The organism is Staphylococcus sp. GDY8P198P (assembly GCF_017891615.1).
GTDB classification, from domain to species: Bacteria; Bacillota; Bacilli; order Staphylococcales; family Staphylococcaceae; genus Staphylococcus; species Staphylococcus cohnii.
On record NZ_JAESJQ010000005.1, the window covers coordinates 166,335 to 192,729 of the forward strand.

Annotated in this window: 23 protein-coding genes; 7 read left to right on the plus strand and 16 right to left on the minus strand. The window is 32.2% G+C overall.

Going from position 1 to position 26,395, the window contains the following annotated elements:
* Positions 1–95: 95 nt before the first annotated feature.
* A complete protein-coding gene (locus KA824_RS05275; protein WP_107385134.1) occupies positions 96–764 on the minus strand; it encodes an ABC transporter ATP-binding protein in 669 nt (222 codons plus the stop codon).
* On the minus strand, positions 764–1,816 hold the full coding sequence (locus KA824_RS05280; RefSeq protein WP_107385695.1) for an ABC transporter permease: 1,053 nt from the start codon (positions 1,814–1,816) through the stop codon (positions 764–766). Before KA824_RS05280 ends, KA824_RS05275 begins: the two co-directional genes overlap by 1 nt.
* A gap of 155 nt (positions 1,817–1,971) precedes the next feature.
* Here KA824_RS05280 and KA824_RS05285 point away from each other — a divergent pair, with 155 nt between their 5' ends.
* Complete coding sequence (locus tag KA824_RS05285) at positions 1,972–2,646, plus strand: response regulator transcription factor (RefSeq protein ID WP_107385696.1); 675 nt, start codon at positions 1,972–1,974, stop codon at positions 2,644–2,646.
* Complete coding sequence (locus KA824_RS05290; protein WP_107385137.1) at positions 2,639–4,003, plus strand: sensor histidine kinase; 1,365 nt, start codon at positions 2,639–2,641, stop codon at positions 4,001–4,003. The genes KA824_RS05285 and KA824_RS05290 overlap by 8 nt, the downstream gene beginning before the upstream one ends.
* Before the next feature lie 215 nt (positions 4,004–4,218).
* Here the strand turns inward: KA824_RS05290 and mqo are convergent, their stop codons facing one another.
* Complete coding sequence (mqo, locus tag KA824_RS05295) at positions 4,219–5,697, minus strand: malate dehydrogenase (quinone) (RefSeq protein ID WP_107385138.1); 1,479 nt, start codon at positions 5,695–5,697, stop codon at positions 4,219–4,221.
* 394 nt (positions 5,698–6,091) lie between these two features.
* On the opposite strand from mqo, the gene KA824_RS05300 reads away from it, so the two are divergent.
* Entirely contained in the window at positions 6,092–7,243 is a 1,152-nt protein-coding gene (locus KA824_RS05300; protein WP_107385697.1) for a glycosyltransferase family 4 protein, read from the plus strand.
* A gap of 380 nt (positions 7,244–7,623) precedes the next feature.
* Here the strand turns inward: KA824_RS05300 and KA824_RS05305 are convergent, their stop codons facing one another.
* Positions 7,624–9,228 carry an L-lactate permease gene (locus tag KA824_RS05305; protein ID WP_107385698.1) on the minus strand — a complete coding sequence of 535 codons (1,605 nt, stop codon included), beginning with the start codon at positions 9,226–9,228 and terminating at the stop codon, positions 7,624–7,626.
* Positions 9,229–9,503: 275 nt separating this feature from the next.
* Between KA824_RS05305 and KA824_RS05310 the strand changes: the two genes are divergently transcribed.
* Positions 9,504–11,201 carry a CDP-glycerol glycerophosphotransferase family protein gene (locus KA824_RS05310; RefSeq protein ID WP_107384983.1) on the plus strand — a complete coding sequence of 566 codons (1,698 nt, stop codon included), beginning with the start codon at positions 9,504–9,506 and terminating at the stop codon, positions 11,199–11,201.
* Positions 11,202–11,456: 255 nt separating this feature from the next.
* On the opposite strand, the gene KA824_RS05315 is transcribed toward KA824_RS05310, so the two are convergent.
* Both KA824_RS05315 and KA824_RS05320 read right to left on the minus strand, forming a co-directional pair.
* Positions 11,457–12,311, minus strand: a complete 855-nt coding sequence (locus KA824_RS05315) for a hypothetical protein (protein ID WP_107385699.1) — start codon at positions 12,309–12,311, stop codon at positions 11,457–11,459.
* A 269-nt stretch (positions 12,312–12,580) separates the two neighbouring features.
* Complete coding sequence (locus tag KA824_RS05320; protein WP_107384985.1) at positions 12,581–13,099, minus strand: GNAT family N-acetyltransferase; 519 nt, start codon at positions 13,097–13,099, stop codon at positions 12,581–12,583.
* 253 nt (positions 13,100–13,352) lie between these two features.
* Between KA824_RS05320 and KA824_RS05325 the strand changes: the two genes are divergently transcribed.
* The 3 genes from KA824_RS05325 (at position 13,353) to dfrG (ending at position 17,287) form a co-directional block, all read left to right on the plus strand.
* A complete protein-coding gene (locus KA824_RS05325) occupies positions 13,353–14,342 on the plus strand; it encodes an acrylyl-CoA reductase family protein (protein WP_107384986.1) in 990 nt (329 codons plus the stop codon).
* Between the two features lie 214 nt (positions 14,343–14,556).
* The gene (gene glcP, locus KA824_RS05330) at positions 14,557–15,921 is read left to right on the plus strand and encodes a glucose transporter GlcP (protein WP_154409439.1); all 1,365 of its coding nucleotides are present in this window, start codon (positions 14,557–14,559) and stop codon (positions 15,919–15,921) included.
* A gap of 868 nt (positions 15,922–16,789) precedes the next feature.
* Positions 16,790–17,287 carry a trimethoprim-resistant dihydrofolate reductase DfrG gene (dfrG, locus tag KA824_RS05335; protein WP_000868795.1) on the plus strand — a complete coding sequence of 166 codons (498 nt, stop codon included), beginning with the start codon at positions 16,790–16,792 and terminating at the stop codon, positions 17,285–17,287.
* Between the two features lie 71 nt (positions 17,288–17,358).
* On the opposite strand, the gene KA824_RS05340 is transcribed toward dfrG, so the two are convergent.
* From KA824_RS05340 to KA824_RS05385, 10 genes are all read right to left on the minus strand, one after another.
* The gene (locus KA824_RS05340; RefSeq protein WP_000163792.1) at positions 17,359–19,311 is read right to left on the minus strand and encodes a hypothetical protein; all 1,953 of its coding nucleotides are present in this window, start codon (positions 19,309–19,311) and stop codon (positions 17,359–17,361) included.
* 6 nt (positions 19,312–19,317) lie between these two features.
* Complete coding sequence (locus tag KA824_RS05345; RefSeq protein WP_001159903.1) at positions 19,318–19,554, minus strand: hypothetical protein; 237 nt, start codon at positions 19,552–19,554, stop codon at positions 19,318–19,320.
* Between the two features lie 331 nt (positions 19,555–19,885).
* The gene (locus tag KA824_RS05350) at positions 19,886–20,287 is read right to left on the minus strand and encodes a GNAT family N-acetyltransferase (RefSeq protein WP_107384987.1); all 402 of its coding nucleotides are present in this window, start codon (positions 20,285–20,287) and stop codon (positions 19,886–19,888) included.
* Positions 20,288–20,345: 58 nt separating this feature from the next.
* A complete protein-coding gene (locus KA824_RS05355) occupies positions 20,346–21,377 on the minus strand; it encodes an NAD(P)/FAD-dependent oxidoreductase (protein ID WP_107385700.1) in 1,032 nt (343 codons plus the stop codon).
* 193 nt (positions 21,378–21,570) lie between these two features.
* Positions 21,571–21,984, minus strand: coding sequence for a DUF2871 domain-containing protein (locus KA824_RS05360; protein WP_107384989.1), 414 nt, complete (start codon positions 21,982–21,984; stop codon positions 21,571–21,573).
* Positions 21,985–22,101: 117 nt separating this feature from the next.
* Positions 22,102–22,686 (minus strand): YcnI family copper-binding membrane protein, encoded by a 585-nt coding sequence (locus KA824_RS05365; protein ID WP_107384990.1) that lies wholly within the window; start codon positions 22,684–22,686, stop codon positions 22,102–22,104.
* An 11-nt stretch (positions 22,687–22,697) separates the two neighbouring features.
* Complete coding sequence (locus tag KA824_RS05370) at positions 22,698–23,948, minus strand: copper resistance CopC/CopD family protein (protein WP_107384991.1); 1,251 nt, start codon at positions 23,946–23,948, stop codon at positions 22,698–22,700.
* A 302-nt stretch (positions 23,949–24,250) separates the two neighbouring features.
* On the minus strand, positions 24,251–24,697 hold the full coding sequence (gene rpiB, locus KA824_RS05375) for a ribose 5-phosphate isomerase B (protein ID WP_107384823.1): 447 nt from the start codon (positions 24,695–24,697) through the stop codon (positions 24,251–24,253).
* 36 nt (positions 24,698–24,733) lie between these two features.
* Complete coding sequence (gene dhaL / locus KA824_RS05380) at positions 24,734–25,366, minus strand: dihydroxyacetone kinase subunit DhaL (protein WP_210133243.1); 633 nt, start codon at positions 25,364–25,366, stop codon at positions 24,734–24,736.
* A gap of 12 nt (positions 25,367–25,378) precedes the next feature.
* Positions 25,379–26,377: a dihydroxyacetone kinase subunit DhaK gene (locus KA824_RS05385; RefSeq protein WP_107384825.1), complete on the minus strand. Its 999-nt coding sequence runs from the start codon at positions 26,375–26,377 to the stop codon at positions 25,379–25,381.
* Positions 26,378–26,395: the final 18 nt, after the last annotated feature.

Genomic DNA, 26,395 nt, shown 5'->3' on the forward strand with positions numbered 1-26,395 from the left:
GGAGTGGGACAGAAATCTAATTTTATTAAAAAGATTTCTATCCTACTCCCATTTAATTTGAAAACACGACTTTTATCATGTCTCTTTTAAATATACTATCGATTAACAATGACACCATCATCTAATTCGATTACTCTGTCAGCATAATCAAATAGTCTTTTATCATGTGTAATCATAATACCTATCATATTTTTACTTTGAATTTGATTTTTAATCATATCTATCACTTCTGTAGCACGTTCGGCATCTAAGCTTGCAGTTGGCTCGTCAGCTAATATTATTTTAGGATTATTCATTAATGATCTCATGATGGCAACACGTTGCTTTTGTCCACCTGAAAGTGTGTGTGGAAATACGTTTAACTGGTCTGCTAAACCGATTTGTGTTAATAATTTTTCTGCTCTATCAGTGGCTTCTTTTTTAGCCATTCCCGCTTCTTTACCTATAGTTATTAACTGATCTTTAACTTTTAAATACGGTACTAAGTGTGAAGATTGAAATATAAATCCAATTTCATTTAATCTTAGTTCAGAAGCTTTTTTATCACTATCGTATAAATGTTCACCATTATATAATATTTCTCCACTACTTTGTGACAATAATCCACCTAAAATAGTTAAAAGCGTCGTTTTACCAGAACCTGAGGCTCCATTTAAAATTATAAATTCTCCTTCATTCACTTCAAAATTGATCCCTTTTAGTACTTTAGTTTCGGAAGAGCCTTTACCAAAAGATTTTTTAATATCTTTAACTTGTAAACTCATTATTCTCCACCTCCTATAGCTTCAATAGGGTCTACTTTAAATAATTTAATAAATGATAGTGCTGCACCGACAATTGCAACAACTATGAAAATACCCACGACTAATAATATATTTGTAACAGTTACATGGAAAGGCATAGAAATTGGCATTACTAATGACAATCCACTGATTAACGCCACAGAAATAATAACTGCAATCATTGTAGTTATTAATATTTGAATGATTAATGCACTTAATAAATGTCTTGTCTTAATTCCAATTGCTTTTAAAATACCGATTTCAGGAATTTTTTGTATCGTCATAACATAGAAGAATGCACTAAGGACTATAGCAGAAATAACAAACAAGCTAACTATCATCATATTAAGTGGTGCTTGTTCTGCTTGATAACTTGGTATTTCACTTGTGATATCATCTTCTGTAAATACATCTATACCATTAATATCTTCTAATTTATTCATCTGTTTTTGTGACATATCTTTAATTGGATAAACAGTACTCACATTTTTATTCAATTCATCAAATCCATTATTATTCATCATAACCACTGAACTATGAGAATACATTGTGTCATCCAAAACACCTGAAACTTTTAACGTTTTACCGTCTTTAATTTTAATGTTGTCTCCAACATCTACCCCACTTGCAGTTAATTTACTATTAATTGCAATTTCATTGTCTTTTTTAGGATAATGCCCTTCTGACAATTTGGGTTTTTCATTTTTCACTGTATTCGTCATAACAACATCTTCTTCATCTTTATCAATTTTCAAAGTTTGAGATGCTATTTTTAAAGGTGACTGCCCGCTAATATCTTCAATCTTCTCTTGCTGTTCTGGTTTAATAATTGATTTTTCAATTTGTGGTGTTTTGTTATTTTGCATCACATATTTTTCAGCTTTCATATTGTCTAACATAGAAATATTTTCTCTTGCTAAACCTTGTGCCAACCCACTAATAAATAGAACCATAACGCCTAATAATAATATAATTAACATGATTAATATATAACGAAATTTATAATATTTTATTTCTTGCCATGCTAATTTCATAGTGATTCACTCCCTTTCAAGAACTTATATTTAAAGTTTAGTCTCTGTATATGAACTCAATATGAACTATGATTAACTTTTTGAAATATTTCCTATTTGTTAAGTTAAATTTTTCCATATATAATGTCTGTAAAATGATTAAGGAGATTTTGAGCATGACAACTTGTTTAATTGTCGATGATGACAGTAAAATTTTAGAATATGTTTCAAATTATATTTCACGAGAAGGATTAGATGTAGTAACACAATCAAGTGCTGAAAACGCATTGTCATATTTAGATACACATCAAGTTGATATTGCTATCGTAGATGTAATGATGTCTGGCATGAGTGGTTTTGAATTATGTAAAATTTTAAAAGAAGATTTTGAAATGCCAGTTATTATGTTAACAGCTAGAGACGCACTTAGTGATAAAGAACAAGCTTATTTAACTGGCACAGACGATTATGTTACCAAGCCATTTGAAGTGAAAGAACTTATCTTTAGAATAAAGGCCGTATTAAAACGCTATAATATAAATGCTAATAATGAGTTGAAAGTTGGAAATCTTACGCTTAATCAAGCTTATTTAGAGCTTCAATCTTCTACTAAATCAATGAACTTGCCAAATAAAGAGTTTCAACTCTTATTCTTACTTGCCTCGCATCCAAAACAAGTATTTAACCGTGATGATTTGATTGAAAAAATTTGGGGGTTTGATTATGAAGGTGATGAACGAACAGTTGACGTACACATTAAACGTTTGAGAAAACGTTTATCGAAACTAGGAGCTACTATTACAATTCATACAGTGCGTGGCTTAGGTTACAAGGTTGATGACAATGTTTAAATCACTATATTCACGTATTGCTATATATACAATCGTCATCTTACTATCAAGCGCTGTGCTTAGTTTCCTATTAACTAACGTCATTTATCATAATCATTTAAAAGAGAATAATGATGCTAAAATCATGAGAACATTAAAAGATGCAATTTCTTATGAAAAGCAATCTAAAATACAATTGCCAAAACCCTTTTTCGAACACCTTGGACAGATGAATTATCAAGTTATGACCGTATCAGAAAATGGTAAAAAAGCTTATTATGGTACTGCATTTAGAAAAGACAATGTTGACTCGAAAAATATTAAATCTGTCTTAAAGGGAAATGACTATCACGGGATAAGCAATTTACCATACAATCCTTTCATCACTGGATTCTTTGAAAATACTACTCAAAATACTGTTGGTGTGCAATTTCAATCCAATGGTCATAACTATGCAGTATTTATGAGACCAGACATTGGAAAAACATTTAGTGAATTTAGAATTTTCTTAGTCATATTAATTACACTATTATTAGTCATCTCAATCATTTGGGTTATTTCTTCAACTTACATGATTATTAAACCAATACAACAGTTAAAACAAGCGACTGAAAGATTAATGGAAGGCAATTTTGATGTGCCAATAGATATTAAGCGTAATGATGAATTCGGCACGTTGCAATACCGTTTTGATAAAATGAGACTTTCTTTAAAACAAGTAGATGACATGAGACAACACTTTGTTCAAAATGTTTCACATGAGATTAAAACACCCTTAACGCATATTCATCATTTACTTGATCAATTAAAATTTACAAAAAGTGCCACAGAACGAGAACAGTATATAGACGAAATATACCAAATTACAACGCAACTAAGTGAATTAACAAAAGAACTTTTATTGTTATCAGAAATTGATAATGGGGAGCATCTAGAATTAACTGATCATATCGAACTCAATAAGCTCATTAAACAGATTATACGTCATGAACAATTTGCGACGAACGAAAAAGAGTTAATTATTATGTCTGATTTAGCTAATATATCATTAATAGGAAATGAGCGACTATTAAATCAAGCATTTCAAAATTTAATAACTAATGCGATTAAATATTCAGAACAAGGTGGTACAATTGACATTACACTCACACATGATACTGATCACATTCGTTTTAATATAACTGATGATGGTCAAGGTATGACACCAGAAACTCAATCTCGTCTATTTGAACGTTTTTATAAAGCAAGCAATCATGATAATAGTAATGGCTTAGGCTTAGCAATTGCTAAAGCTATTTTTGAATTACACAATGGCACAATTGAAGTATCAAGTAAGAAATATGAAGGTACTACTTTCACTGTTAATATCAATAAATAACAAGCGTGTAAACGCCTAGAAAACCATATGTTTCAGAGGCCACGGGTTCGATGCTCGAACCATCATACAACATACTTGTGGTATACATGCACGATCAAAATTTCAAGATTTAAATATAAAGAAGCGCTAACCCGTAATGGATTAGCGCTTCTATTTTAAGTATGGAAATTTATCTCGCAAGAACTTCATTTAATAAAATGAGTACATCATACTTATTAATTAATTTTTAAGTTTTTAGTTATTTCTTTATTAATTTGAGTGTATAAAGCTTCATTTTCTGATAATTTCATACCAAATGAAGGCACTATTTCTTTAATTTTTTCTTCCCAATTGTTAAATTCATCTTTGTAACAACGTTGAAGTACATCAAACATGATGTCAACTGCAGTCGAAGCGCCTGGAGAAGCGCCTAAAAGTGCTGCTAAAGAACCATCTTCAGAAGTAATAACCTCAGTACCAAATTGTAAAGTACCTTTTCCTTTATCAGTATCTTTAATGACTTGTACACGTTGTCCTGCAACTACAATTTCCCAATTTTCACTTTTAGCATTTGGCACAAATTGACGTAAATCTTCCATTCTCTCCTCGTTTGACAGTGTTAGTTGAGAAATTAAATATTTAGTTAAGTTCATTTCTTTAATTCCTGCCGATAACATTGTTATAAGGTTGTTTGGTTTCACTGATTTTATTAAATCCATATTTGAACCTGTCTTTAGGAATTTTGGTGAAAAGCCAGCAAATGGTCCAAACAATAAGGTACGCTTGCCATCAATATAACGTGTGTCTAAATGTGGTACTGACATCGGTGGCGCACCAACAGCTGCTTTTCCATAAACTTTCGCAAGATGTTTTGAAGTAATAGCCTCGTCTCTACAAACTAAGAACAGACCACTTACTGGGAATCCACCAATATGTTTAGACTCCTTAATGCCTGTTTTTTGTAATAAAGGTAAACTCGCTCCACCGGCACCTATAAATACAAAGTCGCTATCTACTATTGTAACTTCATCCGTTTTCAAATCTTTCACTTTAACTTCCCAAGTTCCATCTTTACGTTGACTCAGATTTTCTACTTCATGTTCGTAATTAAGTTCTACGTTTTTATCTTCTAAATTAGAGAATAGTTTTTTTGTTAGCGCGCTAAAATTTACATCAGTCCCCGTTTTGTCATATGTAATAGCCATTGGTATATTTGATGTGCGCCCTTCCATAATCAACGGTGCCCATTCTAAAATTTGATCTTTGTCATCCGTAATTTCCATATTACTAAACAAAATATTTTTATTTAATCTTTCAACACGTCTTCTTAAAAAATCTACATTACGTACGCCCTGTACAAAGCTCATATGTGGCACAGGTTTAATAAAAGCTTCTGGTTTTGATAATTGACCTTGCTTAACAAGGTAATTCCAAAATTGTTTTGTAATTTGAAACTGTTCATTAATTTTAACAGCTTTAGTAATATCAATTGATCCATCTTTGTTTTCGTTTGTATAATTTAGTTCGCATAATGCAGAATGCCCTGTTCCTGCATTATTCCATGCATTCGAACTTTCTTCTGCTGGTGTAGATAATCTTTCAAACATTTTAATGTCTTTCTCAGGTGCAAGTTCTTTTAATAAAGTTCCTAGTGTTGCGCTCATGATACCGCCGCCAATTAATATGACATCTGTTTTGCTATGTTGTTTACTCATAACAAACACAGTCCCCCTTTTATATATGTTTATAGACACGTTATCTTTATCTAGGAAAGTCTCAACCATGATAAAGCGTTTTCTATAGTAAATGATTTAAATCTTAATCTACTATAATTATACGAAGTACTTAAAAAATAGCAGAATCTTTTGGTACACTTCTAATTATATACGTTATTGCCCTATGAAAAAAGGGCTTTCAGTAATTCTACTTAAATTATGTTAATACCTGTTAACTATCATTGCTATGATACGACTTAAATTACTATTTTAAATTTAAATATATTGAGCAAATTACATTGTGTCTCATATAACCTTCATTACTTTATCAATCACCTAAATTTCATGCTATAATAAATTCTAATTTAATTCTTATACTTTTGGAGGTATTCCAATGAAATCTATCACTTTTTTTACGCATAACTTATATGCTATGGGTGGTACCGTTAAATCTATTTCTCAATTAGCTAATGTTTTAGCTGAAAAAGGCCATCAAGTTGAAATCATTTCCGTTTTCAAAGGGGCTTCTAAACCTTATTTCAAGCTACATAAATCTATTAAAGTGCGTGCTTTAACAGACTATCAATTACAATTTTTTAATATTAAGGATATTTTTTTCAATAGAATCCACAAATATACCTCTTTTTCTAAACCAAAATTAATTTCTCAATATGAACCAGGACTATATCAGTTTTCACATTATATTGAAAACAAAATGATTAAAGCAATACGTAATGTTTCTACTGATATACTCATAGGTACACGCGCGAGTTTCAATATATTAATTGCTCACTATGGTTCACAAAATGTAGAGAAGATTGGTATGGAGCATATGAATTTTGAAGCACACAACATTGCTTTACAAAGAGAAATTGCAGATGCTTATCAATATTTAGATAAAGTAACCACACTAACAGAAAGTGATAAAAGTAAATATGAAGCTTTCATTCAAACTCCTGTTTATGTCATACCCAATATTTTAAATGAACCTCGCCTCTCAGTATCAAAAGATAAAATCATCACTGCTGCAGGACGATTAGAATACGAGAAAGGATTCGATCTATTAATTCAAAGTATCATACCTATTCAACAAGAGGTCAGACGTTTTAAATATCAAATACACATCTATGGTGATGGAAAAGAACACGAACTCTTACAACAATTAATCATAGAGCATCAACTGGCAGATATCATAAAGCTTTATGGTTCAACTCAACAATTAAACGAAAAATTAGCTAAAAGTGATATTACAGTCATCCCCTCTCGTAATGAAGGTTTCGGAATGGTGATTTTAGAAGCAATGAATCAAAGTAATGTTGTGGTTAGCTTTAATGGTAACGCTGGCCCAGATGCACTGATACAAAATAACGTCAATGGATATTTAGTAGCACATGGAAATGTAGAAGATCTTTCTAATAAACTACTACGACTTATAAACCAAGAATTTAATAAACAAGCGATCATAGAAAATGGATACCAAACTGTTCAATCATTTTCATCAGATTCTGTCTACCATTACTTTCAAATGATGATAGCGTCGAAATAAAAAAGAAACTTTTAGTTTTTTCCATATGCCAGCTTTAGTACATTATTTCACTATGATTCCATTTATCAATTGATTTATTCACCATAACAAACAACGCCACTGTTAATTATTATATATTAAATATTGGTAGTGATTTGTCCGTCTCCTGTGGGAATATCACTAGCCGAAGACTACAAGCTAAGGCAGTGCCCACGGATAGTGGGCACAAAAAAACTGTCAACAAAGTCGGAAACTTTGTCGACAGCCTGAATGAAGCCATATGGCTTCTTTTTTTCTATCTTTATATTTAACTTCGTGTTTCGATATAATACCAAATCAAAGCAGCCTTAATTCTGCGTATTTACAGATAACTGACTAGCAAACATATCAATGCTGTTGTTTTAATGAATGATAAAGCTCAACATAAATGTCCATAAACATACAAAGATAATAAATGCAAAACTATAACGCAATGTCATTTTTAATAATTCCGATTCCTTACCTACCTGTTGTACAGATGCAGTTGCAATAGCAATGGACTGAGGTGAAATCAATTTAGCTGCTACACCACCAGCAGTATTGGCTGATACAAGTAATGCACCACTTGTACCAATATTATTAGCTACTGCTGCCTGTATCGGAGCAAATAACGTATTATTATTTGTCACAGAACCAGTTAAAAATACGCCGATCCAACCTAAAACAGGTGATAATAGAGGGAAGACTGATCCTGCCTTAGCAATACCTTCACCTAAAGCATTACTTAAACCTGCATAAGTCATTAATTTAGAAATAATTAAAATAATACAAATTGTAATAATAGGCAACCATAATTCTTTAAAAGTTAATTTTAACAAACGTGTTGCATCAAGCATATTCACTTGTTTTGACATCAATATAGTTATTAAAATTACTAATAAAATTGCTGTACCAGTTTGTCCAATGATATTGAGTGGCAATGTAATTGCTTTATCAGCAATAGCGCTATACGTACCTGGAAGTTGAATATTAAATACTAATGCACTCAATGCACCATTAGATGTGAACAGTCCTTTAAATTGTGGTGCGCTCCAAACCATAACCAATACTGTTAAAATCACAAATGGACTCCACGCATATATTAAAGTTTTAAAATTATGTTTTACAATAGTCTTAGGTTCTCCGCTATCTTTCAATCTAAATATATTTTTTGGTTGATGTTTTTTAGAATATACTGCTAAAGCTAACATTGATACTAACGGTGGGATAATATCAGCTAGTTCTGGTCCAATAAACACCGTGATCAAAGCTTGTAGTATGGTAAAAGTCCCACCAACAATAAGGATTGCTGGTAATGTTTCTTTAATACCTTTAAAACCATCAATAATCCATACTAATAAAAATGGTATAAACATATTCATAACCGATAAAGTTAAAGCCGACATTTGAGAAACCGCAAAACCTGTAACATCACCTGGCAAACCAAGTGTATCAATTACAGTGACAGGTAAACCAATAGCTCCAAAAGCACCAGCTGAAGCGTTGGCAATTAAACATAACATTGCAGCTTCTAAAGGCTTAAAGCCCAACTGAGTTAATAATAAAGCACATATCGCAATCGGTACACCAAAACCTGCTGCACCTTCTAAAAATCCATTAAATGCAAAACCTATGAGCAATAATTGGATACGATGGTCTTGAGATACACTCGCAATACTATCTTGAATCTTATCAAATTGCCCAGTTTCATTTGTAACTTTATATAACAAAACTGCCATAATTACAATATAACCAATTGGAATTACACCTTGGAAAAATCCTTCAATTGATGCACCTGTAGCGATATTCATAGGCAATTTGAATATCGTTATGGCAAGTATCAACGTAACGACTAATGTCGTAATTGAAGCGTATATCCCTTTCATTTTAAAAATGGTTAAACATAATAAAAATAAAATGATAGGGATAGCAGCCACAATACTGGATAATAATACATTGTTAAAGGGGTTAATACTTTCTACAAACATATATACTCACTTCCTATACTTAAAATAATTAATCATCCTTTTATTTGTGAATTATTTCACATAAATTATAACATCTACTTTAAGTAAAATACAATAATTTTCAAAAAATTAAAAGCCCAAAATTAAAGTTTTTTAATTTTCTAATAAACTCCAATTGAATATATATCAATTCAGGCGCTGTACGTCAGTAATGATATGAATATCAATGTTTCTTTTATCTATGACATATTAAATGATAAAATAGGGATAATAATATTTAAATAGAGGGATTATAAATGATAAAGCAAATAGAATTTTCAACGTGGGACCTTTTAGCTCAGCATCTTGAGAAAGCTACAGCGGAAGGATATTCTCATTTTGTATATATAGATCAAAATAGTGAGATTTATCAATCAATGTTAGAGGCAGTTACACTAAGACCCGTCACTATCGTTGCAGATTATACAATCAATCAGCAATATTTAAATGATTGCCGATATTTCGGTAAATCAGAAATCACTTTTAATGATTGGATGGATAATCTAAATCATTTTCCAAATATTATTTTTCATATAGAAACTGCTCAAAAAATAATAAACAAATATACAGTTAATAATATATTTGATTTAGCATTATTATCACTTTTACAAGATGATGTTGCTACAGATAGCCATGTTGTTTTTAATTTCAAACATACGTATACAACTAGTGATGCTGTTTGGAATTGCATTCAAGCGTTCACGCCATTAAACACTACTAAATTTAATTTAAACAAATTAGCCTTTGAACATAAACACACGTTACCATTTAAAAATAGTGAAACATTAGCACCTAATAATGATGATATTCGATTTACAGATAAAGTGCTTAAAAATACTAAATTCAAACTTCCACATTGGCTTTATAATTTAATTCAACATCATTACGAAAAAAAACATGATGAAATCAGTTATATTTACAAAAAAGATAAATCGAAAGTTAAAAATCATATTGTCTTTTTAGGTTTTGATTATGGGTTCCGAGGTAATTCTCGCTATTTATTTAATCATTTTGCAAAATATTTTTCTAAATTACCTATATTTTTTATAACTAATGATGTAAATGGACCTAATTTTATTGATCCAAATGATGCGAAAGCAAAAAGTCTTATCGAAACAGCAAGTGTGGTCATTTTAGAAAACGATATCCCCGACGATATCAAACCAAATGGTACAATTATACAACTGTGGCATGGCACACCTATAAAAAAACTATTTTTAGATAGTCATGAACCAAATGAAAATCTCAATATTTATAATTATCGCGCACGCAAATATAATAAATGGTTACAACAAGACTATTTCATCAGTGATTCCGGAGCCATTATGGAACATTTTAAATCTGCATTTCCACAACAACATACTCATTTATTAAATTGTGGTTATCCAAGAATTAGATATTTATTAGATAAACAATCTGATCAACCTTATATCTCATTCATTAAGAAAGAATTAAAGCTAGACCCTCAAAAACAAACATTACTTTACGTTCCTACATGGAAAGCAGCAAATGAAACAACCGATTTATTACCAATTAGTGATGGTTTATTAAATAAATATAACGTTATCTTTAAAGGACATGTCAACGATCAATCTAACTATATGCCTGAAAATGCTATCATTGCACCTTCACATATAGAAATTCAAGATTTGTTGTTAGTATCAGATACAGTATTGACAGACTATTCTTCAATTATTTTTGATGCACTCACGATTGATAAAACTGTCTGCCAATATACGCCTGATCACGAAAAATATGTTTGCGAACGTGGTGTTTATGAAGATGTTATGCATTCTCTTTCTACAGTTCGATATAGTGATTCAAAAGCACTTTTAAATGATTTAATCAGTCATCAAATGAAAGATATACACGATAATCCATTTATAAACAAAGACAATCATGCTTTTGAAACGATTTCCCATATTATTCAAAAGTCTATTAATTCCAACACATAAACTTAATAATCAAAAATACAATCAACGATTTGTTGCCGACTTTAAACTTCAAAGTTTTCATATTCCAATGTTAACTTTGGAGTTTTTTTAAATATAAAATGTGTTTTAAGTGATAACAATAGTAACATGAGTATATACTGCAAAGTTAAGCAAAAATAAAAAGAAGCAAGTTAGAAATCAATTTTTTTCAAATTCATTTCATCTACTTGCCTCTTTATCATATTAAGTATAAAACTTGCACTATTTTATGATTCTTTATTGTTGATATGCTGGGTCAACTACTCTAACAGTACCTTGTTGGTCAACTGTTACAATTGAATAACTACCCGGTTGTGCTTGATTTTGGAAACTAAAAATATAGCTATAATTGCCTTCACTACCTTCAATAGCGTAATCATTATAAGGATTAGATTGGCCATTTAACGCATTAACTTCTGCAGTTGCATTATCTAATGAATTTTGGAAATTAGGCAATGACTGTAAAGCTGTTTGTGGGTCAGTACTACCTGAAGTAATGTTTTGTGCAACAGGTACTGCATTTTGACCTTGATAAGGTGCCACATATTGAGAAGTTCCACTGTTATTTGTGTTACCCTCATTCGAACTGCTTGCACTATTAGAAGCTTGGTCTGCATTACTATTTGCATTACTTGCTGTACTATCATTGTTACTCGTATTGCTTGAATTATCACCATTATTTGAAGTACCGCTATTGTTAGCACTTTCATTGGAACCATTAGTCGAACTATCATTGGCATTGTCACTATTTCCAGAATTGCTACTGTCATCAGAGCTAGAACTAGAGTCAGAATTAGAGTCAGAGCTAGAACTAGAGTCAGAATTAGAGTCAGAGCTAGAACTAGAGTCAGAACCATTTTTATCAGCATCACTATCTGAGTTGCTGTCTGATTTGCTATCCGAATTTTCATCGGAACTATCATTGTCTTTTTTGTCATCACTCTTAGAATCTTTTGAGTCTTTTGATTTGTCATCGGAAGACTGTTTGTCTTTCGAGCTATCATCTTTATTACCACCATTGTCATCACTACCATTAGAACAAGCAGCAAGCGCTAATGTAAGTGTAAGAAAACCTGCTAATAACTTTTTCATATAATAAGCCTCCTTAGTTGTGTCTTTCTCATTGCCTAATTAAAAGTTATGTAATGTATTTAGCAATTAGGATGAATGAGAATTATTATGTTATTCACTATTATTATTAAAATAAACACCTTTTATCAAAACTTTTTTTGAAATAAATATAATTTTTACAAAAACTTAAAACTTTAGAACTTTAATTAAATAATTAGCTTTTATAATAGACAAACAGCGATTCAAAATAATTAAACAGATTAAAGAAAAAATGACTTTTTCAAAAGCTACTATATGTTTTTTTCCATAATTAAATCTGTATCTACCACGTTACCAGTATAAAATTCATGAGAACCTGTTATACGCAATCCTTGATTTTTATAGAAATTTAATGCTTTGTCATTATATTCCCATACGCCTAACCAAATTTTTGTCTTGTACAACTCGCGTGCTTTCTTAATTGCAAAATCAAAAACTTTTTTCCCTTTACCTCCACCTTGCGATTGAGGTAAAAAGTATATTCTTTGTATTTCTAAGTAGTCTTCCCCCATTGCTTCAGTTTGTGCATCATCTATATTCAATTTAAAATAACCTACAATTTCATTATTACTGAGATAAAAATATGTGAATGAATGTTTATTACGTAACTCTTCTTGTAACGTTTCCACATTATATGCCTGTTTAAAATAGATTTCAAAATCTTCCTCTGTATATCCACCATCTCTAAATGTATGTTTGAATGTCGCAATACTAATTTCTCTTAATTGGTGTACTTCCGATTCTTTTACTAATTCAATATTATCAGTCATACTTCATCGCCCCTTTTTATCATCTTGTCAATTAGTATACTAAAATGTTAAATATGTTACTATACGACTTAATATATTTATTTGACAACTTAAAGTATAGCGTTATGACATAAAATTCAAGTCCCCTAAAATTAAAACGCTTACTTTTAAATCAGTGCTTTTACGCTTATTGTGAAATTAACAATAACATGATAAAGTAGTTCTAGTTTTTTAATTGTTCATAAATATATACATAAGGGAGTGCCATAAGGCAATGACTAAAACATTTAAAGCTTTTGTGGTCAATGAACAAGACGGCAAAGTAACAAGCGAATTTAAAGATATGACAATAGATGAGCTTCCAGAAGGTGAAGTATTGATTAAAACAAAATATTCTGGAATTAATTATAAAGATGCACTAGCTACATTGGACAATTCAAAAATTGTTAGCAGTTATCCGATGGTGCCTGGCATAGATTTGGCAGGTGTTGTGGCTCACTCTGACACACATGCTTTTGAGCCAGGAGATGAGGTCATCGTTACTGGTTACGGTTTAGGGACAGACCATTTCGGAGGTTTTAGTGAATATGTGCGCGTAAAAGAAGAATGGATTGTACCTTTACCTAAAGATCTCACACTTGAAGAAGCTATGATATATGGGACAGCAGGTTACACAGCTGGTTTAGCAATTGAAAGATTAGAACATAATGGGCTATCAGTAGAAAAAGATCAAGTACTTGTGAGAGGTGCAACAGGTGGTGTAGGAACATTAGCGATAATGATGTTAAATGGAATTGGATACGATGTAATCGCTAGTACAGGTAAAACCGAAGCTACTGAAGCACTCAAAACGATAGGTGCAAAAGATGTTATATCTAGAATTACCAAAGAAGATAATAAACCTCTAGGTAAACGCACATGGCAAGCTGTTATCGATCCAGTTGGTGGCGACAGTTTTTCACAAGTTATTAAACAACTTAATTATAATGGTAGTGTTGCACTCATCGGCATGACAGGAGGCGCTACATTCGACAGTTCAGTCTTTCCTTTCATATTAAGAGGCGTAAACGTTATAGGTATTGACTCGGTATATACAGAAATGAGACAACGAAAACACATTTGGCGTCGTCTATCTAAAGATTTAAAACCAGACCAATTACATGATATAAAACATAATATAAAATTTAAAGATATTAAAAAAAGCATAGATGAAGTGATTCAACATAATAATTCTGGTAGAATTGTTATCGAATTTGACTCATAAGATGATTCTATAAACTCCGCACATCAAGCAAAAATGGATGTGCGGAGTTTTATTTGATATCAACTTATATAACTATACATTTTTATTTAAACTACAAAAATATTATAATTCATATAACTATATATCAATAGATAAATTTATTATACTTTAACATTTACAATCAAAATATGAAAGCGTATACTTATTATTATTGAATATTATCAGGAGGGTTTATATGGGAATCAAAGTGAATAAAAAGCTCATCTTTTTCCTTGGTGCATTGGGAGGATTACTCTATGGTTATGACATGGGAGTTATATCAGGTGCACTATTATTTATAAAAGATGATATACCGTTAAATAGTTTTACTGAAGGTCTTGTCGTTGCGTCTATGTTAGTCGGCGCTATATTTGGCTCCGGTGCGAGTGGACCTATGTCTGATAGGTTAGGTCGTAGACGCGTTGTATTTATTATCGCTATTATTTATATTGTCGGTGCATTAATTTTAGCCTTGGCACCATCAATGCCAGTATTAGTAATCGGTAGACTTGTTATCGGATTAGCTGTCGGTGGTTCAACAGCAATCGTACCAGTATATTTATCTGAAATGGCACCTACCGAACAACGTGGTTCGTTAAGTTCATTAAACCAATTAATGATTACAATTGGTATTTTATCTTCATATTTAATTAACTATGCTTTTACACCAATCGAAGGATGGAGATGGATGCTCGGTCTAGCAGTATTACCTTCACTCATTCTTTTAATCGGTGTGGCATTTATGCCTGAAAGCCCTAGATGGCTACTTGAACATAAAAGTGAAAAAGCTGCTCGTGATGTTATGAAATTAACGTTTAAAGAAAGCGAAATCGATAAAGAAATTGCCGATATGAAAGAAATAAATGCTATTTCTGAAAGCACTTGGAATGTTTTAAAATCACCTTGGTTACGACCAACACTTATCATTGGTAGTGTATTTGCTTTATTACAACAAATTATAGGTATTAACGCTATTATTTATTATGCACCAACGATATTTAGTAAAGCTGGTCTTGGTGATGCAACTTCTATATTAGGTACGGTTGGTATTGGTACTGTAAACGTCCTTATTACGATTGTAGCGATTATGATTATTGATAAAATAGATCGTAAGCGATTATTAGTAATTGGTAATATTGGTATGGTGGCATCACTATTAATCATGGCAATATTAGTTTGGACAATCGGTATTCAATCTTCTGCTTGGATTATGGTCGCTTGTCTAACACTTTTCATCATATTCTTTGGATTCACTTGGGGACCAGTACTTTGGGTTATGTTACCAGAATTATTCCCAATGCGTGCACGTGGTGCTGCAACAGGAATCGCTGCTTTAGTACTATCGATTGGTAGTTTACTAGTTGCGCAATTATTCCCTATTTTGACTGATGTTTTATCAGTAGAACAAGTATTCTTGATCTTCGCAGCTGTTGGTGTCTTCGCTTTAATCTTTGTCATTAAATACTTACCAGAAACACGTGGACGCAGTTTAGAAGAAATTGAAGCTGATTTGCGTTCTAGAACAAATGCAACAGATGTCAATGTTAAAGAGTCAAAATAAACACTATATTTCTAAATCACAACTAAAATGAGTTTTTATGATATTAAAAAATCCATTCTCAAAATAAGAGAGCTAATCCATCTTGGATTTGCTCAGACTGTCAACAAAGTCTCCGACTTTGTTGGCAGTTTTTTTGTGCACGCTTTCCGCGGGCACTGCCTTAGCCTGTAGTCTTCGGCTAGTGCGCTTCCCGCAGGAGTCGGCCCAAATACTGCCAATATCACACTAAAAATATTATTAATTCAGAGACTATTTTGTCTCAAATCAATGAGACAAACAATCAAAGAAGTTGTGAAAAGTAGATACTTTTCACTCCCAAGAAGCATTGGGGATTGAAACAAATAAATGAAGATTAACACAAGAAAAAGCTATATAAATAAACATTAGACAAACCCTTCGCAAATTAATGCGAAGGGTTTGTTTACGTTCTGAGCTAATCCACCTTGGATTACTCTTTTTGTATCTTGCAAATTAATCGTGCATGCTTCCTTGGGATATGGTTCTACTCGTATCATTCCCCTGAGTGCTAACGCGTATAATTATCGCTAAAAAATGAAAACATTTAATATAAAATAAAAACACGTCAGTTACTATTAAGTAGTTCAGTTTTGGAGTACAAAATGACAAAATGTACTTCAAAATGGACTACTTTTTTCATTTTAACTTACATACCAAATTACATACAAAATGATTTATAAAATGCAATTGAAAATGATAATTGAATGAAAATTTGTGATTTTGTGGTATTATGATAATATAACTTATAGAAAAAATTGCTTATTCAACTAACGGGCAGGATAATGAGAAAAGGTTTTTTGATAGAAATAAGAAATTAGATGGTAAATTAGTTAAAAAGGCTGTGTTATAAATGAAAGTTTCTTTGATTGCTGCGATGGATAAGAATAGAGTGATTGGCAAAGAGAATGACATTCCTTGGAGGATTCCCAAGGACTGGGAATATGTTAAAAATACTACAAAGGGACATCCGATAATATTAGGTAGGAAGAACCTTGAATCAATCGGAAGAGCCTTACCTGACAGAAGAAATATTATTCTGACGAGAGATAAGGGGTTTACCTTTAATGGTTGTGAAATTGTTCATTCAATAGAAGATGTTTTTGAGTTATGTAAAAACGAAGAAGAAATTTTTATTTTCGGAGGAGAACAGATTTATAATTTGTTTTTCCCTTATGTTGAGAAAATGTACATCACAAAAATACATCATGAATTCGAAGGAGATACTTTTTTTCCAGAAGTGAATTATGAGGAATGGAATGAGGTATTTGCCCAAAAAGGGATAAAGAATGATAAAAATCCGTATAACTACTATTTTCATGTATATGAAAGAAAAAACTTATTGAGTTAACGGGTGCGTTAATTGAAGAAGAACAGTAAAGATAAAGCACAAGAGCTTGGGATTACTCCAAGCTCTTTTTGTCATTTGAAATAAATTATATCTTTCCAATCAAATTGTTTATCTGTAATCCCTAATCTTTGAGCAGGTGTCAAAACCTTTTTATCCGCTGATTTAAAAGGGCGACAAAAGTTGTAGTAAGTTCTTAGAATTGTAATCGCAAATTGAGCATACTTCGGATTGAAGTTAGCGTAAATATAGCTCTTCTTATCACCACGAGCTGTTGTTAATGGTCTTTCAAGAGATGATATATAACGTCTTATCTGTTGAATAAAGCTATTGGTCGAATGGTCATTAACATTTAATAGCATCTTTGCGATTTCGTTTGGTTCCAGAGCAGATAAATCCGTTCTACAATCAACTGAATAAAATCCTTTATCCTTAGTGGCTAATGGATGTTTGATAGGGTTATCGGCATATTTGCGATATCTTTCTCCATCTTTACTAATAGCCTCTTCGTGGAATTGATGACTTGTTAGTAATTCAGTTAGATAATGAGATGCCAAAGTCCGTAGAAACTTTGTTTTGAATCCTCTGATATCTCCCCAATCGAGCAGTTCTGCTTTTGCTTGTCCGAATTCTTTTAAGCATTGTTTTCTGCTTTTCGTCTTGTTAACTTGGCAAATAAAATGATGTGCATCGCTCAACCTTAATTCTTTCGTGAATACTCTATAAAAGGCGTTTCTAATAGAGAAGTCATCATCACTAATCATTCGCCATTCGTCGGCATTAACCATTTGTTTAATTAACCAATAGTGAGCAGTTGTAGTATAAGGAGCATCAACATTTAAACCATCGACAAATCTACTCCTATTAGTAATTTTCCCTAATTCGTGAAGATAAGCATTCCTATTTTCGCTATCGTTAGCGGATGGTTCTTGTGGATAATAAGACCAATCTAACCTATCATTTTTACGACTAAAAGTATTGAGATGGTCTTCTTTGAATTTTCTTGTATCTTCATTTAATTCATCCATTGAAATATTCCAATCATAGGCAACATCAGAACGGAACACATATCTTGATAAGACCTCAGCAGATACAACTATATACGTTTGCATATTAAGGTCTTCAAACCCCGTATATTTCTTTGAACCTTGTCCTTTCTTACGGACGTTATTTAGGTAGTAGTGCATCTTGTCCGTATTAAGCCACATCTCGTTAAATTTCTTTGTTTGAAGGGGTTGTGTCTCATATCGTTCTAAAAACTCCAAACAACGCCTATACAGCCACTCCAGCTTATGATAGTAGGTTCCAACTCCAATTCCTAAAATATCACAAGTACGACTGACTGAAACCCTTCCAACAACCATCTTAGCGAACATTGGAAGAATGGTGTTCTTTTGTTGGTGATAAGTAGTGGTTTCTTCTCTTTTTGGTAGAACATTAGTGAACTTCTTACACGCCTTACATTGATAGCGTTGAGATTTGCCCCTACTTTTCCCCCTTTTGTAAAATTGCTTCGGCTCATTGAATGGGGTTGATTCTTCTTCCGAGCAGCCTTCTTTATGAAATTGATAATCTGGCTCAACATCTTGGATGCTATTGATTTCTATAAGGCGTTTAATTTCTTCAACAACAGACCAATTAGATAAAGGGGTTACTGTACAGTTTTGCGATACACCTCTGCCAATAGGATTGTCATTGCAGTACATACCTTTATGACCTTTATCTTTGGAACTACCAGTCATTTTATATCGACTTGGTTTCCCTTTTACATCTTTGAATTTGTGCTGTTCTTTCCCAAAATTACAACAAAACGGATTGATGCAGTAATTATATTGAATGGGATATTCAGAACCGTTCCATTTAAAAGACGTTGGCAAGAACAACATTTTGTTATACCTTGTTGCAAATCGTTTTGGAGTTAATAAATCATATTGTTTAGCCCTATCTTTTAATTCTTCGTTTGAAATCGGAATTTTAACATCTACAATTTCATCTTCCTTCGTGGCTAATCTTTTAAGCTTGGTCATTGTCTATCAACCCACTCTATCTTTGATACCCATTTTTTCAACAATCCGCTTATTACTTCGCTTGTTGGCAATCCATTCAATAAACTTCTTATCGTCTAAAATGTTCAATAAGAATTCATCCACTGCTTCGCTTTCAGTACGCTCTGCATATTCAGCGTATTGCTTAACTATCACCCTTACTTGCTCTGATATTTCCCAATCCACAGACTTAGCGTTCTTATTTTTTGGCTCAAGAAATTGCATAGGAAAATGCACCCCTTTTTGCTTAGTAAATTGTAACCATTTTAACACACCAATTTGCATTCCTACAATAATTATTTCACGTTCGCATTTTTATATACATTTTAACTTACATTTTGTGGTGTAAATTAACAACAAACGTTGATTTAACAATAAAAAACGAGTATCAAATTCAGTTGCAATTTGATACTCATTTAGGTTTACATTTTCACTTTTTGTACTCCAAAACTGAACTACTTACAGTTACTATAATGATGATATAGAAATTGACGTGTACTTTCAGATATATCTATCTCCATGTCACTTCTTTGCATCTTAATATTTTTAAAAATATTTAGTATTTGATATACATACCACAAGAATGAGGTTCCGTAGTCGTAAATCCGAATTGTTCATATAATTTATCTGCCGGATAATCTGCCATTAAACTCACATAAGTACCATCTTCTGAAACAGATGAGATATATTTCATAATATCTGTCATTACCTGTTTACCATAACCCTGACCTTGATAACGTGGTTCTACTGCTATGTCAATAATTTGAAAAGCAGTACCTCCATCACCAATTACTCTTCCCATCGCTATTAATAAGTCGTCATCATATATTGTGACGTCAAAGCATGCATTTGATATCCCTTTTTCTGCCGCCTTTTGTGATTTTTCACTCAATCCAGCTTTTTTCCTCATATTTCTATAATCTTGTACCGTTGGTGCCTCATATTTTACTTTAACCATGTTGTGTCATCCCCCAAACTACAAAGCAAACATTTATAGCATAATCATATAAATGTGTTTATAAATATTTTTTCATCACTACTTTATTAGACTCTTTAAATGCATCATTATGACTAGATACATAACCTTCAGGATCCGCTTCAGGTTCAACATAAAGTTTAGCTAGATTAGCTGCGTTTGCTGCATCACTAAAAGCACTCGCGATTAAATGTGCTTTTGCTTCATGATAAATAATATCACCACAAGCATATAAACCTTCAATACTCGTTGCCGTGTTACCAAATCCTTTAATATTATATTCACTATGCATATCAACTTGAGTTGTAGACTGTTCTAACAATGTATTTTCTCTATCAAATCCATGACTGACAATAACTTCGTCGAAAGATCGTACCTCTTGTTCTCCTGTTTCAATGTTTTCTAATATTACTTGTTCTATACGTGACTGGGTTTCGTCACCTATTAATTGATAAATATGTGTGTTGGCTAACTTTTCCACTGCAAGTTTATTTAATATATCTTTCATTGCTTCATAACCTTTGATATCCGCTTTTCGATAAATTAATGTCACACTATTAGCATAACCACTTAAATCATTCGCCCAGTCTAGCGCAGAATTACCTGCACCTGAAATCAACACATCTTTGTCTTTAAAATGTTTTAAGGACTGAACTACATAATGTAAATTTGTTAATTGATATCTTTCTGCTCCCTTGATATCAAGTTGTTTTGGATTAATGATACCACCACCAATGGCGATGATGACAGATTTTGATTCATATACATTTCCTTTATTGGTCTCTACTTCAAAATGGCGTTCAGCCATTTTTCTAATATCTATAACGCGTTCCTCTAAATTTACTTTAGGATTAAAATGTAAACCTTGACTAACAGTATCTTGAATAATTTCATAACAAGGCTTCGGTGCCAATCCCCCGATATCCCAAATAATCTTTTCGGGATAAACGTGCATTTTACCACCTAGCTTATCTTGAATATCAATAATTCTTACATTCATCCCTCTTAATCCAGAATAAAAGCTCGCGAACAAACCGGCTGGTCCACCACCGATAATGATTACATCATCCATAATAATCCTCCTACATGTACTTCTTCTTAATACCTATTATCCTATTATTGATAATGCTTATCAATTAAAAAGGCAACTTTTTAATAAATAATTACTTTATATGTAAAATGATATAAAAAAAGACGATCAAATTCATAACGATCGTCTGCTATATATATAATTATATTTATTTAGAAAAATTTATTTATACAAATTATTTTTCTGTTTTTTTGACAATGGCGTTTTTAAGCAAGAAAAATAATAAAATAAAACCAGCTGTAATTACTGTATGTCCAATACCAGCATAGCCGGCAAATGATTCTGGAACTTTAAGTCCAATAACTTGGTATGTCCCTTTTGTAAACATCATGCCAATCGTCAATAATACACCTATATTATACACAATAAAGAACCAATTAAATAAATAGTAACTACTCAAATTAAATACCTTCGTTACCGGTAATAAAATGAGATGCATAAACATTCCTAATATTAACGTATGCGTATGTACTACAACCAATTGTGTATCACCTGTAAAGTCATAGGCAAGTGTTAATTCACGATAATAAAAACCACTAAGCAATCCTAAGATTGTATAAATTAAAAAAGCGTATAATATTCTGCGCATTCAAAATCCTCCTTAAAAATATTATAAAATAAATCTTCTTAAATTACAGTGACAATTCATCAAACTTCAAAAAAAGCTAGTAATCAGAATCTGATTACTAGCTCAATCACTTATACTTTATCTTTCTTTACGAGATTTTTTAAAAATTGCTATTAGCGCTAAAATAATGGCTACGATAGACACAACCCATAAAGCGATAGAATCATTAGCAGGTTGACTGTTTTCAGAATCAACATCAGCATTTTTTGATACTTTAGTTACAGGTGAAGGTTTTTCCGCGTCTTCATCTCCATCCCATTTAACGGTTTCTCCATCATCATAAGTTTGATAAGCATCCCACTTAAATTCGCCTTCTTTATCTGGATTTGCTACTTGTATAGGCAAATCAACGAATTCATTAGGTCCAATACCTTTTTCTTTAGCTATCCAAGTTATTTTTGTAATATTACCATCATCATCTTTAGTTAATTTATGGTCAAATGTTTCCTGTGGTGCTACACCTACAACGTTTACACCCTCAGGTACCTTTAACTCTATTTTTGTTGTATTTGCTTCTTTTTCTACTGGAACTCTTACATCATATTTTTCATAAGAACCTGGTTCACTCGTATCAGGGTTCATTGTCACATGGGCATCTGCACTTTTTGAAAATACTAAAACAGTAAAACAAACTACGAGGGCTAAAATAAATTGTTTTTTCATCTTTTAAGCTCCTATCCTGGAATATTTAATTGACTCATCATTACACCTGCTAATATAAGTAAGATACCTATACTTAATTCTATGATTAATGCATATCTATTTGTCTGACGATGCTTACCAAGCGCTCTAGTTGTTTGATAAAATCCTAGCGTCATCATCACAATTGTTAGCAGAACCTTAACAAGTAATAATACGGTCCATGTCTGAATGTTTTGCCATAGTGACAAGACATTCGTTTGATCTATTGACATCAGGACACCTGATATGACAATTAACATGACAGCGCTAATATTTACTTTTAATAAAAAAGGTCTCATTTGAATTACTTCAAATTGCTTTTTACCTAATACCATAATGGTCAAATAAATCAGTGCACCTAACCAAAATGATATACCTACAATGTGTATTACTCTGATGAAAATCGACCATATTGGTATAGACTGAGACCAAGCATGTCCTGACATACTAAGTGTAATTAATATTAGACTAGGGATAAATATGTACCAACTTGTTGCCATATTTTTCAAAGTGAAAAGTAATAGTAATATGATTACTGCAACCATCGTTAATATGAATGGTGTTTGCAATAAGGTGGTTTTTTGCAGACTTAACACATCTGACACAATATCAGAAGATAAAGTCATCATATAAATTAACACTGTGATAACGGAAGTCATAACCAATATTAAAACGGTTGGCAGTGTATACGTTTTTAAATTTAAATGAGGTAATCTTTGTCTTTTAGCTAAGGCGTTAACTAAATAAAAACCTGTAAGTGTAATCAATAGTCCTTCTAATATAAAGCGCGTAACTCCAAACCAAAAGTCTGCTTGTTCATAAAATGGTGGTGCCGTGTCGATGCCATTTGCTGTTTGTTTTCCAACTGAAAATTCAAAACTATCATTGATTTCATGCCCATCTGCAGACATTGTATGCCAATGAATGCTATGTGTTCCTTTATTTAAATTTTCAATTGGAAACGTCAATGTTTGTGAAGACCCTGTTGTACTTGGCTTTACTTCTGTAATTTCAGAACCTTTATCATCATAGATTTGTATACTTGAATATTTTGCATGGACTGGTTCATTAAATTGTAATGTTATTTCATTTGGTGCGTTATCAACCACACTGTTTTGCGTTGGTGTGACTTTTTCTAAAGTTGCATGTGCTGATACTTGCTGAGAAAAGATAACAACCCCAATTATCAACGAAATTATAAATATAACATAAGAAAACTTATGGATTTTAAATGTTAATTGCACTTTCATCCCCCTTTTCAAAAAGTTTATATTATCAATAATATTAAATGAAATATACATTCACAATATAAATTTGATTTTGTCATTTTTTGGACAAATAATTACAATTTAAATATTATTGTTTTAATTAATTAAAAACAAAATATTAGTTTATATTCCATTATTAAAAATATTTATAATGTATCGTTATTAAAATAACAAAGGACTAATCCGTCTGTCTGATACGGACTAGTCCTTTGTTTTATGAACGGGCTTTAAATCTCATATTCTTACCAAGAAACCAATGAATTAAACTAGAGTATAACTCATTGAAATTCATCTTGCTCAACTTGTACAATTTTATCTACTTTTCGTTGAGAGCCGCCTTCCCAACTTACATTCAAGTAAGCTTCAACATTCTTTTTAGCAACTTCTATACCGATTATTTGTGCACCCATTGTAAGTATTTGTGCATTGTTACTTAACTGGGCACGCTCTGCAGAATAATAGTCATGCGCCAAAGCAGCACGAATTCCTTTTAATTTGTTGGCAGTTATTGCCACGCCGATGCCAGTTCCACAAATAAGAACGCCACGTTCATTATCCCCTTGTTGAATACTTTTACCAACTTCAGCAGCAACATCTGGATAATCCGTTTCTGCACAATGATGACAACCAAAATCTTCTACTTCATGACCGAGTTTTTCTATATGAGCTTTCACTGCCTCTTTTAAATTGTAACCATTATGATCTGCACCTATTGCTATTTTCATGCTAACTCACTCCTCCTTATATATTTATCACTTAGCTTATACATATGATTTAAATGTATTTAACATCAGATACGCTGACATCGCACCAGGATCTACATGGCCTTGCGAACGATAGCCTAGCCTTTTGGAACGACCCTTATTAGAAACAATATCCTTTGTGCTTTCCATACCTTTCTTAGCTTCTAGAAGTGCAAGCGCAAATGCTTCCTTGAAATTAATATTTTGAGATTTAGATGATTCTAATGAGAGATAAAATGGTTCAAGTGTATCAATCATCGTTTTATCACCTATTTCAGCTTTACCTCTAGCCTTAATTCCTTTACTGAATGCAATCCAAAATTGGTATAAGTCTGTATCATTCAGTTCAGTTTTATTTTTTACTGTAACTGCTGCCTTTAAATAACCTGAAGCATATAAAGGGCCAACAGATGAACCTACAGCATCTAAAAAACTTTTACCCACAGCAACACTAATTTTTGCAATATCATTTTGTGCCTGTAATTCGTTGTGAATTGTATCTTTTACAGCTTGATAACCAATATTCATCGTCACACCATGATCGCCATCACCAATTTTTCTATCTAATTCACATAGGTTATCCTTTTGTTCTTCAAACAACTCAGCTAACGCTAGGATGAATGATTTATATGTTTCACTTGTTAATGTCATAATAAATTCCCCCTAGACTTCCTTAAAGTTTGGACAATCGACAGGATGATCTATGCATGACTTTAATGTCTCGTCCAATTTCATCAACGTCACTGAGAAACCACCCATTTCCATTGATGTAATAAAATTACCCACATATGATTTATATGTCTTAATATTGTTTTCACTTAATATTGCATCAACTTCTTTATTGATAATATATAACTCCATTTGTGAAGTCGCGCCTAAACCATTTACTAGGACAACTACTTCGTCGTCTGGTTGATAAAGTCCCTCTTTCAAAATATTTTTCATAATCACTTGGACGGTTTCTTGTGCTGTACGTATCGTCGTTTTTTCAATACCTGGTTCACCATGATGTCCTAATCCAATTTCCATCTCATTATCTTCAAGATCAAAACTTGGTTTGCCTGTTTGAGGTAAATAACAAGGGCTTAATCCAATACCCATAGAGCGTGTGTGATCATTAGCCAGTTGCGCAATACGACGGACTTCCTCTAAATTGTATCCAAAATCTGCAGCAGCGCCTGCTGCTTTATAAACCAGTAATTCACCTGCTATACCACGTCTCTCTTCAATTTCCTTCGCTGAAGCGACATCATCGTTTCCTATAACAACTGCAGTTTCAATATCATCTTCAACTTCTGTCATTTCGCTGGCCATCTCAAAATTCATTAAATCTCCTGCGTAGTTTCCATAAATATATAACACGCCATGACTATCATGAATTTCTCTGGTAACAGCTTGTATAGGAATTGGTGAAGGTGAAGCAAATATATTACCTATTGCCACACCATCAGCCATACCTTGGCCAACATAGCCGATAAAAGCCGGCTCATGTCCTGACCCTCCACCAATTAAGACACTCACTTTACGATTGGGGTGGCGTTTTTTACCAATTAGTGCTCTTTGATGTAAGTTTGAACGTTTAATATATTCGGGATAAGCAATTAAATATCCAGCCATTAGTTCATCTATGACATTATCAGGATTATTAATCATCTTTTTCATTTATAGTCTCTCCTTTTA

Bases quoted from the DNA above. Each gene is read 5' to 3' on its own strand.
- KA824_RS05275 (WP_107385134.1), bottom strand. From the start codon at position 764: ATGAGTTTACAAGTTAAAGATATTAAAAAATCTTTTGGTAAAGGCTCT.
- KA824_RS05280 (WP_107385695.1), bottom strand. From the start codon at position 1,816: ATGAAATTAGCATGGCAAGAAATAAAATATTATAAATTTCGTTATATA.
- KA824_RS05285 (WP_107385696.1), top strand. From the start codon at position 1,972: ATGACAACTTGTTTAATTGTCGATGATGACAGTAAAATTTTAGAATAT.
- KA824_RS05290 (WP_107385137.1), top strand. From the start codon at position 2,639: ATGTTTAAATCACTATATTCACGTATTGCTATATATACAATCGTCATC.
- mqo (WP_107385138.1), bottom strand. From the start codon at position 5,697: ATGAGTAAACAACATAGCAAAACAGATGTCATATTAATTGGCGGCGGT.
- KA824_RS05300 (WP_107385697.1), top strand. From the start codon at position 6,092: ATGAAATCTATCACTTTTTTTACGCATAACTTATATGCTATGGGTGGT.
- KA824_RS05305 (WP_107385698.1), bottom strand. From the start codon at position 9,228: ATGTTTGTAGAAAGTATTAACCCCTTTAACAATGTATTATTATCCAGT.
- KA824_RS05310 (WP_107384983.1), top strand. From the start codon at position 9,504: ATGATAAAGCAAATAGAATTTTCAACGTGGGACCTTTTAGCTCAGCAT.
- KA824_RS05315 (WP_107385699.1), bottom strand. From the start codon at position 12,311: ATGAAAAAGTTATTAGCAGGTTTTCTTACACTTACATTAGCGCTTGCT.
- KA824_RS05320 (WP_107384985.1), bottom strand. From the start codon at position 13,099: ATGACTGATAATATTGAATTAGTAAAAGAATCGGAAGTACACCAATTA.
- KA824_RS05325 (WP_107384986.1), top strand. From the start codon at position 13,353: ATGACTAAAACATTTAAAGCTTTTGTGGTCAATGAACAAGACGGCAAA.
- glcP (WP_154409439.1), top strand. From the start codon at position 14,557: ATGGGAATCAAAGTGAATAAAAAGCTCATCTTTTTCCTTGGTGCATTG.
- dfrG (WP_000868795.1), top strand. From the start codon at position 16,790: ATGAAAGTTTCTTTGATTGCTGCGATGGATAAGAATAGAGTGATTGGC.
- KA824_RS05340 (WP_000163792.1), bottom strand. From the start codon at position 19,311: ATGACCAAGCTTAAAAGATTAGCCACGAAGGAAGATGAAATTGTAGAT.
- KA824_RS05345 (WP_001159903.1), bottom strand. From the start codon at position 19,554: ATGCAATTTCTTGAGCCAAAAAATAAGAACGCTAAGTCTGTGGATTGG.
- KA824_RS05350 (WP_107384987.1), bottom strand. From the start codon at position 20,287: ATGGTTAAAGTAAAATATGAGGCACCAACGGTACAAGATTATAGAAAT.
- KA824_RS05355 (WP_107385700.1), bottom strand. From the start codon at position 21,377: ATGGATGATGTAATCATTATCGGTGGTGGACCAGCCGGTTTGTTCGCG.
- KA824_RS05360 (WP_107384989.1), bottom strand. From the start codon at position 21,984: ATGCGCAGAATATTATACGCTTTTTTAATTTATACAATCTTAGGATTG.
- KA824_RS05365 (WP_107384990.1), bottom strand. From the start codon at position 22,686: ATGAAAAAACAATTTATTTTAGCCCTCGTAGTTTGTTTTACTGTTTTA.
- rpiB (WP_107384823.1), bottom strand. From the start codon at position 24,697: ATGAAAATAGCAATAGGTGCAGATCATAATGGTTACAATTTAAAAGAG.
- dhaL (WP_210133243.1), bottom strand. From the start codon at position 25,366: ATGACATTAACAAGTGAAACATATAAATCATTCATCCTAGCGTTAGCT.
- KA824_RS05385 (WP_107384825.1), bottom strand. From the start codon at position 26,377: ATGAAAAAGATGATTAATAATCCTGATAATGTCATAGATGAACTAATG.